17 protein-coding genes and 1 pseudogene are annotated in these 16,117 nt (G+C 61.8%); 16 read left to right on the top strand and 2 right to left on the bottom strand.

Annotated elements, in window-relative coordinates; all coding sequences use genetic code 11:
• The first annotated feature begins 12 nt into the window (after nucleotides 1-12).
• The 10 genes and pseudogenes from NCR98_RS03465 (at nucleotide 13) to NCR98_RS03425 (ending at nucleotide 7,866) form a co-directional block, all read left to right on the top strand.
• Nucleotides 13-834, top strand: a complete 822-nt coding sequence (locus NCR98_RS03465) for a hypothetical protein (RefSeq protein ID WP_250525516.1) — start codon at nucleotides 13-15, stop codon at nucleotides 832-834.
• Nucleotides 831-1,412, top strand: a complete 582-nt coding sequence (locus tag NCR98_RS03460) for a hypothetical protein (RefSeq protein ID WP_250525515.1) — start codon at nucleotides 831-833, stop codon at nucleotides 1,410-1,412. The genes NCR98_RS03465 and NCR98_RS03460 overlap by 4 nt, the downstream gene beginning before the upstream one ends.
• Complete coding sequence (locus tag NCR98_RS03455) at nucleotides 1,409-1,930, top strand: hypothetical protein (protein ID WP_250491942.1); 522 nt, start codon at nucleotides 1,409-1,411, stop codon at nucleotides 1,928-1,930. The genes NCR98_RS03460 and NCR98_RS03455 overlap by 4 nt, the downstream gene beginning before the upstream one ends.
• Nucleotides 1,931-1,941: 11 nt before the next feature.
• Nucleotides 1,942-2,484, top strand: a complete 543-nt coding sequence (locus NCR98_RS03450) for a hypothetical protein (RefSeq protein WP_250463615.1) — start codon at nucleotides 1,942-1,944, stop codon at nucleotides 2,482-2,484.
• The gene (locus NCR98_RS03445; protein ID WP_250525514.1) at nucleotides 2,481-4,409 is read left to right on the top strand and encodes a secretin GspD/PilQ domain-containing protein; all 1,929 of its coding nucleotides are present in this window, start codon (nucleotides 2,481-2,483) and stop codon (nucleotides 4,407-4,409) included. The genes NCR98_RS03450 and NCR98_RS03445 overlap by 4 nt, the downstream gene beginning before the upstream one ends.
• 22 nt (nucleotides 4,410-4,431) lie before the next feature.
• A complete protein-coding gene (locus NCR98_RS03440) occupies nucleotides 4,432-4,899 on the top strand; it encodes a type II secretion system protein (RefSeq protein ID WP_244827304.1) in 468 nt (155 codons plus the stop codon).
• Between the two features lie 5 nt (nucleotides 4,900-4,904).
• Nucleotides 4,905-5,282: a type II secretion system protein gene (locus tag NCR98_RS03435; protein WP_244827303.1), complete on the top strand. Its 378-nt coding sequence runs from the start codon at nucleotides 4,905-4,907 to the stop codon at nucleotides 5,280-5,282.
• The gene (locus NCR98_RS03430; RefSeq protein WP_250463611.1) at nucleotides 5,257-5,793 is read left to right on the top strand and encodes a type II secretion system protein; all 537 of its coding nucleotides are present in this window, start codon (nucleotides 5,257-5,259) and stop codon (nucleotides 5,791-5,793) included. The genes NCR98_RS03435 and NCR98_RS03430 overlap by 26 nt, the downstream gene beginning before the upstream one ends.
• An 18-nt stretch (nucleotides 5,794-5,811) precedes the next feature.
• Nucleotides 5,812-6,054, top strand: a pseudogene (locus NCR98_RS33650) (carbohydrate-binding protein); the annotation flags it as partial.
• 204 nt (nucleotides 6,055-6,258) lie between these two features.
• Nucleotides 6,259-7,866, top strand: a complete 1,608-nt coding sequence (locus tag NCR98_RS03425; protein WP_502799717.1) for a glycoside hydrolase family 19 protein — start codon at nucleotides 6,259-6,261, stop codon at nucleotides 7,864-7,866.
• Between the two features lie 97 nt (nucleotides 7,867-7,963).
• Here NCR98_RS03425 and NCR98_RS03420 read toward each other — a convergent pair whose 3' ends face one another.
• Nucleotides 7,964-8,851 (bottom strand): lytic transglycosylase domain-containing protein, encoded by an 888-nt coding sequence (locus tag NCR98_RS03420; RefSeq protein ID WP_250525512.1) that lies wholly within the window; start codon nucleotides 8,849-8,851, stop codon nucleotides 7,964-7,966.
• Nucleotides 8,852-9,121: 270 nt separating this feature from the next.
• Here NCR98_RS03420 and NCR98_RS03415 point away from each other — a divergent pair, with 270 nt between their 5' ends.
• Nucleotides 9,122-9,982 carry a 2OG-Fe(II) oxygenase gene (locus NCR98_RS03415; RefSeq protein WP_250525511.1) on the top strand — a complete coding sequence of 287 codons (861 nt, stop codon included), beginning with the start codon at nucleotides 9,122-9,124 and terminating at the stop codon, nucleotides 9,980-9,982.
• 70 nt (nucleotides 9,983-10,052) lie between these two features.
• Here NCR98_RS03415 and NCR98_RS03410 read toward each other — a convergent pair whose 3' ends face one another.
• Nucleotides 10,053-11,540, bottom strand: a complete 1,488-nt coding sequence (locus NCR98_RS03410) for a lytic polysaccharide monooxygenase (RefSeq protein WP_250525510.1) — start codon at nucleotides 11,538-11,540, stop codon at nucleotides 10,053-10,055.
• A gap of 595 nt (nucleotides 11,541-12,135) precedes the next feature.
• On the opposite strand from NCR98_RS03410, the gene NCR98_RS03405 reads away from it, so the two are divergent.
• The 5 genes from NCR98_RS03405 to NCR98_RS03385 all read left to right on the top strand — a co-directional run bounded on the left by NCR98_RS03405 (nucleotide 12,136) and on the right by NCR98_RS03385 (nucleotide 16,106).
• Nucleotides 12,136-13,065 carry a bestrophin family protein gene (locus NCR98_RS03405; protein ID WP_244827297.1) on the top strand — a complete coding sequence of 310 codons (930 nt, stop codon included), beginning with the start codon at nucleotides 12,136-12,138 and terminating at the stop codon, nucleotides 13,063-13,065.
• Nucleotides 13,066-13,147: 82 nt separating this feature from the next.
• A complete protein-coding gene (gstA, locus tag NCR98_RS03400) occupies nucleotides 13,148-13,753 on the top strand; it encodes a glutathione transferase GstA (RefSeq protein WP_250463595.1) in 606 nt (201 codons plus the stop codon).
• A 265-nt stretch (nucleotides 13,754-14,018) separates the two neighbouring features.
• Complete coding sequence (locus NCR98_RS03395) at nucleotides 14,019-14,525, top strand: Csu type fimbrial protein (RefSeq protein WP_244827295.1); 507 nt, start codon at nucleotides 14,019-14,021, stop codon at nucleotides 14,523-14,525.
• Between the two features lie 257 nt (nucleotides 14,526-14,782).
• On the top strand, nucleotides 14,783-15,289 hold the full coding sequence (locus NCR98_RS03390; RefSeq protein ID WP_250463592.1) for a Csu type fimbrial protein: 507 nt from the start codon (nucleotides 14,783-14,785) through the stop codon (nucleotides 15,287-15,289).
• A 91-nt stretch (nucleotides 15,290-15,380) separates the two neighbouring features.
• Nucleotides 15,381-16,106 carry a fimbrial biogenesis chaperone gene (locus NCR98_RS03385; protein WP_250463589.1) on the top strand — a complete coding sequence of 242 codons (726 nt, stop codon included), beginning with the start codon at nucleotides 15,381-15,383 and terminating at the stop codon, nucleotides 16,104-16,106.
• Nucleotides 16,107-16,117 lie beyond the last annotated feature (11 nt).

Genomic DNA, 16,117 nt, shown 5'->3' with positions numbered 1-16,117 from the left:
CGGAGACGGAACATGTCACGTTGGTCGGATCTGGTCGGAGCGATGAGCGCCGTCGCGAAGCGCCCTTCGAGGCGCACGGGCCCGGCCCGCGCGGGCGCTTTCATGCCGCGCGTGACGCTATGGGTCGATGGCGAACGCGTGCGAGAGTCCGGCGTCGCGAGCAACGTGAATACCGAAGCCCTTACGACGCCGGGCGACACGGCGGCCGCGCTCAAGGCCATCGAGGCGCTCGCGCCGAAGCCCGCGCGACCTGGGCTGCACGGCCTGCGCGTGGTCGTCGGCGCGCCGTTCGTGCGCTATTACGCGCTGCCGTGGCGGCCGCATCCCAAGCCGGAGCAATGGGTGTCGATGGCGCGCATGCAGGCCGTGCAGGCGGGCGCGGGCGCCGAGCCGTGGCGCTTCGCAGTCACCGATGGCGCGTGGCAACAAGCCCGCCTCGCCGCCGCGATGCCCGAGGCGCTGTGCGCGGGCATCGAGCGCTTATGCAAGACGCGACGGCTGCAATTGCTCGGTATCGAGCCGGGCTTTACCTTCTCCATGCAAAAGCATGCGCGGCACATTCGCGACGGCAACATCGCCGTCGTGGAACTGGAGCAGGCGGCAAGCGGCGCGGCCATCGCGCATATCGGCTTGCGGCGCGGCGGCGGCTGGAGCGGCTTCATCGCGCTGCCGGTGGCGGGCCCGCTCGACGACGTGCTGCGCGACGCCTTCGTGCTCGCCGCCACCGAGCCGCCCGAGCGCTGTTACGCCATCGGGCCGGGCGCAGCCGATCGCTGGGTCGCGGATGCAACGCTCGTCGAATGGCTTGCCGCGCCATGGGAGGCTTCGCCATGAAAGCGCCCGCCATCGACCTGCATCGGGCCAATCGTCCGGGCGTGGCGACCGGGCTGATTGCGCTCGCCCTCGGCGTCGTCGTGCTGTTCGTGACGATGCAGTATCGCGACAAACTCAAGGAGCAAGGCGCCGCGCTCGATGAACGCGAAGCGTCGGTCGCGCAGGAGGAGAAACGCTTCGAGCGCATTGGCCGGGCGCATCGCGGCACGCGCAATCCCCGCGCGGACGCCTTGATGGCGCAGCAGCGCTATGCGGCGGAACCGGCGCGCAGTCTGATCGAAGGCGGTTGGCAACCGAATATCGCGATGCTCTCGCTCGATATCGTGACCGCATCGCGCACCATCAACATGCAGTTCGAGACGCGCTCGGCGCAGGAAGCGATCTCCTATGCGGACTGGCTGCAGGCGCAGCCCGCCGCCGAAAGCGTCTCGATCAAGCGGCAGAGCGAGAAGCCGGGGCCGCCTGTCAAAACCGTGGAAACCGCGCTTCAGGTGACGTGGCGCCCATTCGCGACGCAGGCGGCAACGGGCGCGTCGGCGCCGGATGTGGCCGCGTTTTCCGCCGGAGGTTCCAGATGAGCCGCTGGCTTTGGGAACTGCGCCGCGCGCAGTGGCGGCTTGGCACCTTCGGGCTCTTTGCGCTACTGCTCCTGAGCAGCGCGGCGATCATCGCGCTGGTCGAGATCTTGCCGCTTCGCAACGACATCGCCGCACGCGAGCTCGATCTCGATGCGCGCACCGCGAAGCTGAAACAACCTCCGCCGCCCATGCCGGACGAAGCCGTGGCGCCGACGAGTCCGGAGCAGCGTTACTTCGTTTTCCTGCACAGCCTGCACGCGATCGCCGCGAAGAACGGTATCTCGATGCCGCAAATCACGTATCAGATGGCCGCGCAGGACAAGGATTCGCCCTCCCGCCGCTTTGTCGTCGAGACGTCGTTTTCGAGTCAGTATCTGCAATTTCGTACTTTCTTCTCCGAGTTGCGGACCTTGCCGGGCATTCGCTGCGAGCGGCTCACGCTGTCGCGGCCGAATATCGGCGTGACCGATCTCGAAGTTCGGCTGCAATGTTCGTTCGTCGTGGAGGCGGCCAAGTGAAGCCGCTCGATATGCGAACCCTGAGAATCTCGTGGCCGATAAGCGGGCTGCTCGTCGTGACGCTCGGCTTGATCTTGTTCGTGTGGTTTCGCGGGGCGCCCGACGACGAGGCGGATCGTCCTCCGGCGGTGGCCACGAAGGAGCGAGTTTCACGAGCGAGCGCGCCTGCACCGGCAAGTGCGCCGCAAGCCAACGCCGCGCCGGATACCCGCGTTGCCGCCGTGAACATCTTCCCCATGCAGAACTGGCAGCCGCCACCGCCGCCGCCTCCGCCGCCCGAATCCATCAAGCCGCCGCCACCGCCGCCCTTGCCGCCCTTGCCTTTCGTCGTCCGTTCGCTGTGGCTGGACCAGCAAGGCATCTTCTACGTCGTTCTGAGCGGCACCGGACGCGAGTTCCCGCTTTGCATCAACTGCAAGAAAACGGGTTTCCTGCGTAAGGGCGATGTGCTTCTCAACGCCTACAAGATCGAGGACATCAACCGTAAAGAAGTGAGGTTCATGTACTTGCCGTTGAAGCGCCGACAAACGCTGTCGCTCGGAGAACTGAAATGAGCCGGCTCAAAGACATTACGGTCTGGGTCCTGATTCCGCTATTGACGGCGTGCGCGGGCGAGATGCATCGCAAGGATCTGCAGAACCGTCTGGGGACCATGCCGCCCGACGCGCAGCTCGAATTGCTCGCGCAGCAGAGCGCGCAGTATCCCGACGACCTGGAAATCTACAACTGGTATGTGAGCCTGCGTCGCAAGGTTTCGTTGGAGTACTTGCAGCGCGCAAGTGTCGCGTACCGCGCGGGAGATTCGGCCCAGGCGATCGCGTGGGCGAAGAAGGCTCAGGCCGCCGCGCCCGGCGACGACGGGCCGCGCGAGATGATTGCGTGGATCGAGAAGCAGGCGCCCATCGACACCGCCGTGCAATACGCCGAAACGATCTATCAGGATCAACCGGACCAGGCGATGGCGATTCTCAACGACGTGCTCTCGAAACAGCCCGACAACGCGCGCGCCATCCGTCTGCGCGACCTGCTGCTCGCGCCCAAGGGACAAGACCTCGAACCGAAGCTCAACAAGGACCTCAATCAGCCGATCACGGTGCAGTTCCGGGATCAGCCGCTTATCAGTATCTTCGAGCTGATGTCGAACATTACCGGACTGAACTTCACCTTCGACCGCGAAGTGCAGGCCGCCGCGCCGACGACCATCTTCGCGAGCAACACGCCCGTCAAGCAAGTGATGACGATGGTCCTGCAGGCGAACCAGCTCGCGAGCAAGGTGGTGAGCGGCAACTCGATCCTGATCTACCCGAAGCGGCCCGACAAGGAAACGGAATACAAGGACCTCGTCGTGCGCACGTTCTATCTGCAGAACTCGCAGGCGGCGCAGGTGCTCGCGGCGGTCAAGCAGATGGTCAAGACGCGCGATGCCGTGCTCGACGAACGCACCAACGCGATCATCATGCGCGACGCGCCGGACACCATCAAGGTCGCGGAGCGGATCATCCGCGCGCTCGACGTGACGCCCGCGGAAGTCGTCATCGACGCGCAGATTCTCGAAGTATCGTCATCCGATCTGCTGCAGATGGGCATTTCGTATCCGAATCGTATCGAGTTCGCGCTCATGCCGGACGGGACCAATTCCGATGCCTCGACCCGCGCGCCGGGCACGCTCACCTTGCAGCAACTGCGCAACCTGAACAGCAGCGACGTGCTCGTGAGGATCGGGCCGGTCGGTATCGACATGCTGCAGAACCAGGGCAAAACCAAGACGCTTGCGAACCCGAGCATCCGCGTGAGAAACCGCGAGAAGGCGAAGGTGCTGATCGGCGACCGTCTGCCCGTGGTCACGACGACGCTCTCCAGCAACTTCAGCTCCGAGAGCATCAACTATCAGGACGTGGGCCTCACGCTGGAAGTTGCGCCCGTGATCGTCAACTCGGACGAAGTGCAGGTGAAGTTGCGCATGGAAGTGTCGAACGTTACCGATACGATCACGACGACGACGGGACTGGTCGCCTATCAGATCGGCACTCGCACGGCCGAAACGGTGATGAGCGTGCGCAACAACGAAACGCAGCTGCTCGCGGGTCTCCTGCAGCGCAACGAGCGCGCGTCCGGCTCCGGTTTGCCAGGCCTGAGCCGCATTCCGCTGCTGGACCGGATCTTCGGCACGCGCGCGAACGACCAGCATCAGACGGAGCTCGTGCTGATGCTGACGCCGCGCATCGTGCGCAATCAGGCCATTCCGGCGGGCAATGTCGTGTCCTTCGATTCGGGCACGGAGACGCGCATTTCGACGGAGCGCGACCCGGTCGGACCGAACGCAAGCGTGCGCGTTCCGCCAAGCGGCGCGGGCAGCGCGCCTGCCCTGCCTCCGCCCGTGCCGACGCCTTCCGCGCCGCCGCCCGTAATGGCGCTGCCCGCACCCACGCCGCCGCCACAGCCACCCGCCGCGACCTCGCCGCCGCCGACCCAACCCTAGACACGTGCAACCAGCCGCGACCATGGACAAGGGCTTCACGATCATCGAGTTGCTCATCACGCTCGCGATCATCGCGGTGCTGGCGATGGTCGCGGCGCCGCTGGTGCAGGTGACCGCGCAACGCAACCGCGAAGACGAATTGCGGCGCGCCCTATGGAGTATTCGCGATGCCATCGATGCTTACAAAGCCGCCGGCGATGCCGGCAAGTTCGATCGTCCGCTCGGCGAAACGGGCTATCCCGCCAAGCTCGACGTACTGGTGGACGGCGAAGTCGACAAGACCAATCCGACTCACGCGCGCATCTTCTTCCTGCGGCGTGTTCCGCGCGATCCGATGTGCGATTGCCCGAGCCGTTCGGATGAACAGACCTGGGGCAAGCGCGCTTATTCGAGTTCCGCCGATTCACCGAGCGAAGGCAACGACGTCTACGACGTCTACTCGCTTTCGGAAGGAACCGGCCTCAACGGCGTCCCTTACCGCAAGTGGTGAGCGTCATGAACAAACGAATGCTGCGCGCTTTCACGCTAATCGAATTGCTGGTCGTTCTGGCGATCATCGCGACCTTGCTCACGCTCGTCGTGCCGCGCTACTTCGGGCAGGCGGAGAAGGCCAAGGAAACCGTGCTGCAGGAGAATCTCGCCGCCATGCGTGATTCCATCGACCGCTTTCGCGGCGATCAGGGGCGCTATCCGCAATCGCTCAACGAACTGGTCGAGCGCCGCTATCTGCGTGAGGTGCCGATGGACCCGGTCGCGCAAAGCCGCACGACCTGGACGACCGAGCCGCCCAACGACGGCACGCCCGGCGTCTATAACGTGCGCAGCGGCGCAAAAGGCAAGGCCAGGGATGGCACCGACTACGGCAGCTGGTAGCGCGCGCGGGCGGCATTCGGATCGAGCGCGTCGAGCGTTTGCATCGCGCAAGCGGCAGCATGGTTTCGGCATGTTGTGGGCGCTGATGTGCGTGGCGCTCATCGGCATCTATCTGATGCAGATCGGCACCGTATGGAGCACGCAGATTCAGCGCAACCGCGAATTCGAACTGCTGAAAAAGGGCGATGCGATCCGCAACGCGATTCGTGAGTACGTCAAGGCCGACCCTGGCGGCGCTTTTCCGAAGAGCCTCGATGACCTGTTGCGCGACTCGCGCGCGTCCTTCGTGCGCCGATACCTGCGCGATGCATACACCGACCCGATGACCAACGGCGAATGGCAAACGGTGCGCGGCCCCAATGGCGAGTTGTACGGCGTGTACAGCTCATCGAAGCAAACGCCGCTGAAAACGGATGGCTTCTCCGACGAGGACGCGAGCTTCGCGTTGAAGACGAGCTACGAGGACTGGAAGTTCACGAGCTACCCGGAAATGAGCATGAATCGAAGGTAGTTTTCATATCGGGCCGGCATGTGCAGCTGCTGGCCGTCGCGTTCCAAAAGAGGTGCTGATATGTTGACCGTTCGTAGAAAGTTGGCGATGCTTCCAGCCGCGTTGCTATTGCATGCCGGCATCGTGTCCGCGCAGGAAGCATGGCGCGAAGGCGCGACCTATGCGGCTGGCGCCACGGTGACTTATAGCGGTCGCGTTTATCAGGCGCAGCAGGCGCATACGGCGTATCCGGGCGCGGGATGGTTTCCTGCGACTACGCCGACGCTTTGGAAGGATGTGGGGGCGGCGGGGGCTCCTGCTCCTGCGCCAGTTCCGGCTCCTGTGCCTGCGCCAGCTCCAAAGCCATCACCAACACCCGCCCCAACGCCAACGCCAACGCCAACGCCAACGCCAACGCCAACGCCAACTTCATCGTGCTTTGCAGCGTGGTCTGCTACCCAAGCTTATGCAACACCGGGTACGCGCATAACTTATAACGGCCGCAACTATCGAAATAAGTGGTGGACCCAGGGAGACAACCCGGCGCAATCGGGCGCCTATGGTGCGTGGGAAGATCTCGGTGCGTGTTCTGGCGGCTCACCTTCGCCTACGCCTATGCCCGCGCCAACGCCAACGCCAACGCCTACGCCCGCGCCCGCGCCCACACCAACTCCGACGCCAACGCCAACGCCGACGCCCGCGCCTGTACCAGCGCCGACGCCAACACCCGTACCGACACCAACGCCGGCTCCTGCGCCCGTACCAACGCCAACGCCAACGCCAACGCCAACGCCGACGCCAACACCGGCGCCGACTCCAATCGCATCCTACAAGCCGAAGATCACCTACATCCCCGAACCCACCGGCTATCCGACCGTCGCCCAGTTCAACGCGACCGAGAAGACACTCGTCGATCAGACCAACGGCCAGATCGGCTTGATCCGCGACGCGCTGCGCGTGCTGCCCGATACCGACGTCGATGCCGTCACGCCCGGACGCGCGGCGAATCCATCGAATGTGAAGCGAGTCGAGTCGATCGTAAGCGAAGCGAAGTTCGACCAGCTCTTCCCGGTGCGCAACATCAAATACTCCTACGTCAGCTTCTTGCGCGGGATCGCCAAGTTTCCGGCGTACTGCGGCGATTACACGGATGGACGCGACGCCGCCGCCATCTGCCGCAAGCTGCTCGCCACGTCCTTCGCGCACTTCGTTCAGGAGACGGGCGCCAACTGGCCGTCGCTCACGCCGGCGCAAGTGCGCTCGGGCTATGCGGACCACAACAACGTCGTGCTCGCAAAAATGCCGCAAGACACGGCCATCCCGTTCTGGCAGCAGGCTTTATGGTTCCTTCGCGAGTCGGGCTACGAGGAAGGCTCGGCCGTTGGTGCGTATCAACAATGCGCGCCGGGCTCGCATGCGACCAACTGGATCTTCTTTCCGTGCGCGAAGAGCGCGGCAGGCAAGTACCTCGACTACTTCGGGCGCGGCGCCAAGCAATTGTCCTGGAACTACAACTTCGGCCCGTTCTCGCAGGCGCTATACGGCGACCCCAACGTGCTGCTCGACGACCCCGGCCGCGTCGCGGATACATGGCTGAACTTCGCCTCGGCGGTATGGTTCGCCGTGACCCCGCAGACGCCCAAGCCGCCGATGACCTGGGCGATCGACGGCACCTGGAAGCCTAATAGCGTCGACGTCGGCAACAACATGAAGCCTGGCTTCGGCGCGACGATCTACATCATCAACGGCGGCATAGAGTGCGGTCAGGGCGGCGCGGAACGCTCGCAAGTCACCAATCGCATCAACGCGTACAAGGAGTTCGCGCGCGAACTCGGCGTCACCATTCCCGCCGACGAACCGCTAGGCTGCGCGAACATGCGCGGCTTCACGGAAGGCTCGGCCGCGGCAATCAAGGCGTATCTGGACAAAGACTATGCGTGGGCCAACGGCAAGCCCGTCACCGGATGCAAGCTCGTCGATTATCAGATGCCGTTCTCGCTTCTCACGCCCGGCGACTACAAAGCCTGCACCGACTACTTCTTCCGCGGCAAGGTTCAATACAACGGGCAGATCGTGATAGACAACACGCAATAGCAACGTCCACGGGCACGCGTTCAACGGTTCGTTCTGGTTAAACGCGCGGCCTGCGAACGACGGCATCGTGCGTCCGATTTCGAAGACCGTGCCATCGTCATTTGCCGCTCTTGTAACGCTCGGTCAACTCCTTGACGCGCGAGACGTAGATCTTCGTCTCGCTGTAGGGCGGCACGCCGTTGTATTTGTCGACGCTCGATTCGCCGCTGTTATAAGCCGCCAACATGAGATCGACGTTGCCGTTGAAGCGCGTTTTCAGCCACGCCAGATAACTCACGCCACCGCGAATATTCTGCGCGGCATCGAAGGGATCGTTGACGTTGAAGCGCAGCGCCGTCGCGGGCATGAGTTGCATGAGCCCTTGTGCGCCCGCGCGTGATATCGCGTTCTTGCGATACGCCGATTCCGCATGAATCACGGCACGAACCAATGCGCTATCGACGCCGAAGGTCGAAGCAGCCGCATCGATTTCACGTTGATATGAACGCAAGTCGAGCTTTAAGGCGGGGATGCCGATGTTTTCTTCGGGCGCGCACAAGCTGCACGTCTCCATGAAGTGCAATTTGATGACTTCGACGTTTTGCGCCACGCCCACCGGCATCTTCGTGAGGTAATGCCTGACGCCGTCTTCCACGTAGGTATAGACAGGCGTGACGGCTTCGCGCCTTGCAAGACTTGCACGACGCGGTAACGCCACGCTCGATGCCAGCGCGCCCGGATCGCCCGATGCGGCGGCACGGGCTGGCGCAACGCTCGACGCCTCCGGCGGATAGGCGGCTTGCCAGATCAGATTCACGCGACTGCATTTCGCGTTGTCGAGATTCTCGCTCGCATAGCGGACGGAATTATCCGCGGCCTCGCATCTCAACATGGAAGCTGCGTTCGCCTGCCTCATCGACATCACGAGCGCGCAGGCCAGCAGCGTCGATATGGAATGACGCGTGCCGGCTCTCAAGACGAGCGCTACAGTTGAACGTGCGGACATTCAACAAGGATAGTGTGCTTCGGGCCTTCCGCCACGCTTAATCGACGAACCGAGCCGACGAACCAAACCGCCATGCAGTCAGCGTTTCGATTCATTGGCCGATTCACTTCTTTAGCACGATCTTCAATGGCGGATTGTCCAAGGATGCCGTTGTTTTACGCCAGCATTTGTGCTTCCATGAAAGCTGATTTGCCCAGCGTTCAACCGAGCGTCGGCTTGTCACGCACCGCTCGGGACGAATCGAAACTCTCGCTTTTTGATGACGCCACGATGAGCACTAACCCGCGCTTCGACGCTACATGGAAGAACTGGCTCGACGAGAATATCCGCCGTGGCTGCACGCATCAATCGCTCATCGACGCAATGGTCGCCAGCGCGTTCCATCCGAACGCCGCGCGCTCCATCATCGCGCGTCACATTGCAGGCGATACGTCGGATGACGGCGATGATCCGCCCGGCGTGTATCGATACGGCAAGCCCATGCTTCCCGATGGTCGCGTGCTGAGCGCGAGCGATTGCGAAGCGCTAAAGGTATTCACATGCGAGACGCCGGTAGTCGCGCTGTTGGCCGACGTCTTGACCGATGACGAATGCGCGAGGTTGATCGATATCGGCCGCGCGCGGGTGCAGCAGTCATCGGTCGTCGATCCCGACTCGGGCAACGAGATCACTATCGAGGAACGCAAGAGCGAAGGCGCGTTCGTCAACGCATCGACCGATGCACTCGTCACCAGGATCGATCGCAGGCTCGCCGAACTCGTGCGGCAACCGATCGAGAACGGCGAGGACCTGCATATTCTGCGCTACGGCATAGGTGGCGAATATCGTCCGCATTTCGACTACTTTCCCGAAGAGCAAGCCGGCAGCCGGCACCATATGCTGCGCGGCGGACAGCGTATTGCAACCGTCATCCTCTATCTCAACGAAGTCGAACGAGGCGGCGATACCACCTTTCCGGACGTCGGCTTGCGCATTCATCCGCGTCGCGGCAGCGCGTTGTACTTCGAGTATGTCAATGACCTCGGTCAAACCGACGCGCGCACGCTACATGCCGGAACGCCTGTCGAAAAAGGCGAGAAGTGGATTGCCACCAAGTGGATTCGTCAGGGCAGGTTTCGCGCCGAAGCCTGACGCATTCAAATGAGCGATCCACGCCGCGTGTGCGCCGGAACATTCGCTCCGGCGCGACACGCTGGCACTGCTACTTGCACGCTCCTACTTTTTCCCATGCACCGTCGGAGTTGGTTGCCGGGTCGACGCCCGAACTCCACCACTTGTTGCGATAGTTCATGCCGCTCACGCTGACACTCGTTCCGGCTGTCGAGTAAGTCTTGCTCGAACTCCAGGCCGGCGCGCATGTCAACGCGGTCTGTCCGGAGCACGTCCCCATGTCCTGCCACGACTTGCCGTTACCCGCGTTGCGCGATGGCTGATCGGAGTTCTCCCAGCGCGCGCTGTAGTTGTGCCCGCTATCCGATACCGTTTCCTTCGCCTTATAGAGCGTGCCGGCTTGCCAGGCAACCGAGCACGTCGATCCGCCCGCGCTTGGCGACGGGGCAGGGGTTGGCGTCGGGCTCGGCGTCGGGCTCGGCGTCGGTGTTGGCGTGGGCGTTGGCGCCGGGGCCGGCGATGGCGGCTTCGGTGAAGGCGCAGGGGTTGGCGTGGGCGTTGGCGTCGGGGCCGGCGTGGGAGTCGGTGTCGGAGCGGGCGTGGGCGTCGGCGACGGAGCAGGCGTTGGCGCGGGCGCTCCGGTGTAGTCCATCGCGAAGTTGTAGTCTTGCGCGCTATCGACGTAGATGCGGTTCGCCGACATGACCTTCTGCGGCACGATGTTCCCGCTGTTATCCACGAGACCGAGATGCACGCGCCCGGAGTCCGTGTTGATCTTCGTGGCCATTGCATACACCCAGTCGGCCGCAGCGGTCGTTTGCTGCGTCACCGTGTAACTGAGCGATTCGAGATCGTGACCGTCGTTATCGAATACTCGCAAGGTGATCTTCGTGCCGACCGGCTGATCCACCGCGGTGGTCGGGATTGGACGAACTTCGCGCCAGCTCGTTTTAGTCGAGTTGATGACCACGTCCATACACGCATAGAACGCTTCCGCGCTATCGTTGCGTTGCCAGATCGCATAAAGGATGCGCTTGCCTGTCTTGCCTGCGGGCAATTTGCATTTCAACTTGTAGCGGCCGTTGTCGAGCGTGACGCTGGTTATCTCGCAGAACGGCTTGCTGTCGAGATCGGACCATTTCAACGGTTGATTGAAGTCGTAACCATCCGCCGACATGAATATCTGGAAGTAGCGCGTCACGTGCGGCGCCGTCGCGTTCCAGACGAACTCGTAGTTGCCGCTCAGGTCGGGCGAGATCGTCGTCGTGGGCCAGTCGTTGCGACCCAGATCCAGACCGTAATAATTCGACTTGTTGGCGCTGCACAGATGCCCGTCGGGTACGAACGATTTGTGATCGCCATTGGGAAGCTGGTTGACGCCCGCCCAGTCATAAAGAAACGCTGGCCCGGCGACGGCCACCGCAGCCTTGCACGCCGCGGACGTCGGACTTTCCGGCCCTTCCTTGTAGCAGGCGTAGACCCGGCTGATCGGCGTTTCCATCGTGCCGTGACTCCACGCAAGGCATGGAACGGCCAGCGGTACCAGCATTGCCAAAACCTTCTTCTTGTGACGCAACATGAGAGACACTCCTACGCTCGTTCAATAGCCAGCGTCCGCTTTGTGTACGACGAGCCGAATTGCCTCGATAAAGATTCGAAACACGTCGGCAAGCGGACTCATTTTCAGAACGTCGAGTCACTCGATGCCTCGTTCCAGTTTCGAACGGCATTGGTGCCCGAGCTTGTTGTTTGCTTCTCCTCGATCGGCTATGCAAGATCACGCGTATCGATACGTGCGCACTCCCGGCATAGAAGAAATGAAACAGGCAACTGGAGAGGGGTCTGGTATCGCGGATTCACACGGACTGTTTTCGCATCTGGCTTCGACGCATGTTTCGCTTACGCCATCTGAAATAGTTCGCTTTACTAAATTAAACGGAATCTACTTGCCCTTCGTTTGGGTTTCATTCTAGACGCTTCAAACGATATGCGGTAGCACACGCGGACCGACATCCCGGATGTTGTCAGCGTAGCCGATGTTCGCCATCAGGACGCGCATGCACCGCAGTGCGCGCGTCGTTTCGCTGCCGCTTTCTACGGCCCGCTTATCATGCTGATTGTTTCTGCATCAATCGACAACGACAGCGACCACGCTTCGCACAAGGTAGTCATTCATGATCATTCGCCCAAAACTGAACTGGTTCCGGTTGCTGTTCGTCTGGCGCGGCTCCGTGCTGCCCCAACTGCTGCCGAGGCTCGCGCTCATCTTCGTGCTGTCGATCTCGGCGATGTTCATGCACGATCACATTCGCAACTATCCGGTGAACCTGGGCACGCCGCCGTTTGCGCTCGTGGGCATCGCGCTGGCCGTGTTTCTCGGCTTTCGTAACAGCGCAAGTTACGAGCGCTGGTGGGAAGGCCGAAAACTGTGGGGCGAACTCTTCATCACGGCGCGCTCGCTCGCACGCCAGATTCTGTCGATGCCCGATTCGCTCGATCCTCTACAACAGCGGCACTTCCTCGCGGCGATCGGCGGCTTTGCACATGCGTTGCGGCATCAGTTGCGCGGCACCGATGCGCTCGCCGATCTCGCATCACGGCTGACGCCCGAACTGCACGCTCGCGTCTCGACCGCGCAATTCAAGCCGGGCATCATCCTGCTATGGTTCGGCGAATGGCTCGCACAACGCCAGCGCGACGGCACGATCGACGGCTACGCGCTCATCGCGATCGACCGTAACCTCAACGCGCTGTCGGACGTCATCGGCGGCTGCGAGCGGCTCGCGAACACACCTCTGCCCTTCTCCTATTCGGTGATGATTCACCGCACCATCTATCTGTTTTGCGTGCTGCTGCCATTCGGTCTCGTCGATGGTGCCGGTATGCTCACGCCACTGTTCGCGCTGCTCGTCGCCTATGCGTTCATGGCGCTCGAAGCAATCGCCGCACAGATCGAAGATCCGTTCGGCCTCGAAGAAAACGACCTCGCCCTGAACGCAATGTGCAATACGCTCGAAGCCGTCCTGCACGACATGTCGGCCGATCCCGCCTTCGAACGCGCGCCCAAGGCTTCTTCTTCGTCGCGGCTCTACATACTGGATTGAGACACTTAATTTCATTGTCAATCGTGCCTGGCGCAAGCGCTCTCCTTCATAATCTTTCGAGCCTTATTTGTGGAGATTCGCTTTGAAACTGTTCTACAAAGCCGGGGCCTGCTCGTTGGCCTCGCATATCGCGCTCGTTGAATCCGGCCTTCCGTTCGATATCGAAGCGGTCGATCTGAAGGCGAAAGTCACCGCCAGCGGCGCGGATTTCACGAAGATCAATGCAAAGGGTTATGTTCCCGCACTCGTCCTCGACAATGGCGATGTGCTGACCGAAGGTCCCGCGATCATGCAATACATCGCCGACCAGGCGCCCGCAAAGCACCTCGCGCCGCTGAACGACGCCATGGCGCGTTATCGTCTGCAAGGCTGGCTGACGTTCATCGGCACCGAGTTGCACAAGAACTTCTCTCCGTTCTTCAATCCGTCCGCAAGCAGCGACTGGAAAGCGGCGGCAATGAGCAATCTCGAACGCCGCCTCGCCTACACCGCGCAACAACTCGAAGACAAGCCGTACTTGCTTGGCGACGAATTCAGCATTGGCGACGCCTATCTGTTCACGGTGCTCGGTTGGGCCAAGTTCATCGATCTGGATCTCGGCAAGTGGCCGGTGCTCGTGGCGTATCGGTCGCGCGTGGGTGAGCGCGCCGGCGTGCAGGCGGCGCTGAAGGCCGAAGGGTTGATCTGAGCGCACCGCGCGGCCTGATCGCAGCAGACAGCGGCCTCCTTCGGGAGGCCGTTTCTATATCTGACGGCGCAGCGCTTCTATCTTAATAAAGCCGCAGCCTTTGATGCAGCAAGGGAAACGCAGCATAACGCTATCTCAATTGAGATTCGTCTCATTCAGTCTTAAAGCGCTCGCCTCTATGATTCATACATGTCGCGGCGATGCAGAAAAACGCAGCGCCGAATCAAAAGCTTCCCGCTTAAATTTGTACTGGAGAGTCTCAAGCATGCGTAACCTGATCAAGAATGTCGCCATCATCGCTATCGTTGCAAGCACCGTTGCCGTCGCTACGCCCAGCGCCTTCGCCGGCAGCAAGACCGCAACGTTCGACGTGACGCTCAACATTCAAGACGATTGCTCGATCTCGGCGAACCCCTTGAACTTCGGCGACACCGGCGCGCTTACCGACAACGTCGATCAGTCCAGCAACCTCGCCGTGACCTGCACCACGGGCACGCCGTACAACGTCGCGCTCGATGCCGGCACGGCAACCGGTTCGCAAGTCGCGACACGCAAGCTCGCCAATGCCGGCGGCACCGCGACGGTCGACTTCAACCTGTATCGCGATGCAGCCCGCACGCAGCTCTGGGGCCAGACGACCGGCACCGACACGACAGCGGGCGTGGGTAATGGCAAAAGTCAGAGCCTCGTCGTGTACGGCCGCGTACCATCGCAAACCACACCGGCCGCAGGCACTTATAGCTCGACTGTCACCGCAACGGTCGTGTTCTGAAGCGAGTAGATAAGCAGACGGAACGGCCTCCTTCGGGAGGCCGTTTTTGCATCTGACGGCGCAACGAATCTATCCCAATAAATCCGCGTCTCCTGATGCAGCAAGGGAAAGGCAGCACAACGCTATCTCAAATGAGATTCGTCTCATTCAGTCTTAAAGCGCCCGTCCCTATGATTCATACATGTCGCGGCGATGCAGAAAAACGCAGCGCCGAATCAAAAGCTTCCCGCTTAAATTCGTACCGGAGAGTCTCAAGCATGCGTAACCTGATCAAGAATGTCGCCATCATCGCTATCGTTGCAAGCACCGTTGCCGTCGCCACGCCCAGCGCCTTCGCCGGCAACAAGACCGCGACGTTCGACGTGACGCTCAACGTTCAAGACGATTGCTCGATCTCGGCGAACCCCTTGAATTTCGGCGACACCGGCGCGCTTACCGACAACGTCGATCAGTCCAGCAACCTCGCGGTGACTTGCACGTCCGGAACGCCCTACAACGTCGCGCTCGATGCCGGCACGGCAGCCGGTTCGCTCATCGCAAAGCGCAAGCTCGCCAACGCCACCGGCGACGCCTCGGTCAATTTCAACCTGTATCGCGACGCAGCCCGCACCAAGCTCTGGGGCCAGCAGACCGGCATCGACACGGCTTCGGGTGTAGGTAATGGCGACAGTCAGAGCCTCGTCGTGTACGGCCGCGTACCGTCGCAAACCACCCCGGCCGCAGGCACCTATAGCTCGACTGTTACCGCCACGGTCGTGTTCTGAGGCAACTCGCTTCGCTTCATGTGCAAAGCTTGCCAGAGCTCGAATAAAGCTATATCACTGGCATCGTCGGAAGTAATTCGGGAGACCGACGATGCCACGCTTTACACAACCAGCATGGGCAGCCTTTCTGTTTTTGGAATGCGCTGCCTCGCTCGCCGCGTCATTGCAGATATCTCCGGTTTCAATCCAGCTCGCTGGCCCGGAAAACGGCAAGGTCGTCACGTTACGCAACGATGGCGATGAACCGATTCACGCTCAAGTGCGAACCTTCGTCTGGGATCAGTCCGACGAAGAAGACAAACTCACGCCAACCCGCGATCTGATCGCCAGTCCGCCTATCGCCGAAGTGCCCGCCGGCGGTCAGCAAGTCATCCGCGTCATTCGCGCCAACGCCGCACCCGTTGCACAGGAACGCGCATACCGCCTGATTATCGACGAGTTGCCGCCCGACGGCGGCGACAAGCAATCGGCGGTTCAGTTTCGCTTTAGATATTCCGTACCCCTATTCATTTCGCCGCGCGGTGAGGCGAGCACGCCGAAGCTGCAATGGTCCGTCGTCGAAAGAAACGGCAAGGCGTATCTGCGAGTGCAAAACGATGGCGACATTCACGCGCAACTGAGCACTGTTTCACTCAAGACATCGGACAAGGATGTGCGCGTGTCCGGCGGTTTGCTCGGCTACGTGCTGCCAGGCCGGGTGCGCTCATGGATACTCCCCGACGCGGCCAGCGCCATGCGCGGCAAGACGGGCGAAGTCAGCGCCACGGTGAACGGCGCCAGCATGAACGGATCGTTGAGCAATCCGGCCGCGCCCTGATCGTTCGGGGT

It is taken from the genome of Caballeronia sp. GAWG2-1, from assembly GCF_023631405.1.
Classification (GTDB): Bacteria; Pseudomonadota; Gammaproteobacteria; order Burkholderiales; family Burkholderiaceae; genus Caballeronia.
This window is presented reverse-complemented; position numbering and strand designations above follow the sequence as displayed.

Coding starts and splice junctions, on each gene's coding strand:
- NCR98_RS03465 (WP_250525516.1), top strand. CDS start 13: ATGTCACGTTGGTCGGATCTGGTCGGAGCGATGAGCGCCGTCGCGAAG.
- NCR98_RS03460 (WP_250525515.1), top strand. CDS start 831: ATGAAAGCGCCCGCCATCGACCTGCATCGGGCCAATCGTCCGGGCGTG.
- NCR98_RS03455 (WP_250491942.1), top strand. CDS start 1,409: ATGAGCCGCTGGCTTTGGGAACTGCGCCGCGCGCAGTGGCGGCTTGGC.
- NCR98_RS03450 (WP_250463615.1), top strand. CDS start 1,942: ATGCGAACCCTGAGAATCTCGTGGCCGATAAGCGGGCTGCTCGTCGTG.
- NCR98_RS03445 (WP_250525514.1), top strand. CDS start 2,481: ATGAGCCGGCTCAAAGACATTACGGTCTGGGTCCTGATTCCGCTATTG.
- NCR98_RS03440 (WP_244827304.1), top strand. CDS start 4,432: ATGGACAAGGGCTTCACGATCATCGAGTTGCTCATCACGCTCGCGATC.
- NCR98_RS03435 (WP_244827303.1), top strand. CDS start 4,905: ATGAACAAACGAATGCTGCGCGCTTTCACGCTAATCGAATTGCTGGTC.
- NCR98_RS03430 (WP_250463611.1), top strand. CDS start 5,257: ATGGCACCGACTACGGCAGCTGGTAGCGCGCGCGGGCGGCATTCGGAT.
- NCR98_RS03420 (WP_250525512.1), bottom strand. CDS start 8,851: ATGTCCGCACGTTCAACTGTAGCGCTCGTCTTGAGAGCCGGCACGCGT.
- NCR98_RS03415 (WP_250525511.1), top strand. CDS start 9,122: ATGAGCACTAACCCGCGCTTCGACGCTACATGGAAGAACTGGCTCGAC.
- NCR98_RS03410 (WP_250525510.1), bottom strand. CDS start 11,540: ATGTTGCGTCACAAGAAGAAGGTTTTGGCAATGCTGGTACCGCTGGCC.
- NCR98_RS03405 (WP_244827297.1), top strand. CDS start 12,136: ATGATCATTCGCCCAAAACTGAACTGGTTCCGGTTGCTGTTCGTCTGG.
- NCR98_RS03395 (WP_244827295.1), top strand. CDS start 14,019: ATGCGTAACCTGATCAAGAATGTCGCCATCATCGCTATCGTTGCAAGC.
- NCR98_RS03390 (WP_250463592.1), top strand. CDS start 14,783: ATGCGTAACCTGATCAAGAATGTCGCCATCATCGCTATCGTTGCAAGC.
- NCR98_RS03385 (WP_250463589.1), top strand. CDS start 15,381: ATGCCACGCTTTACACAACCAGCATGGGCAGCCTTTCTGTTTTTGGAA.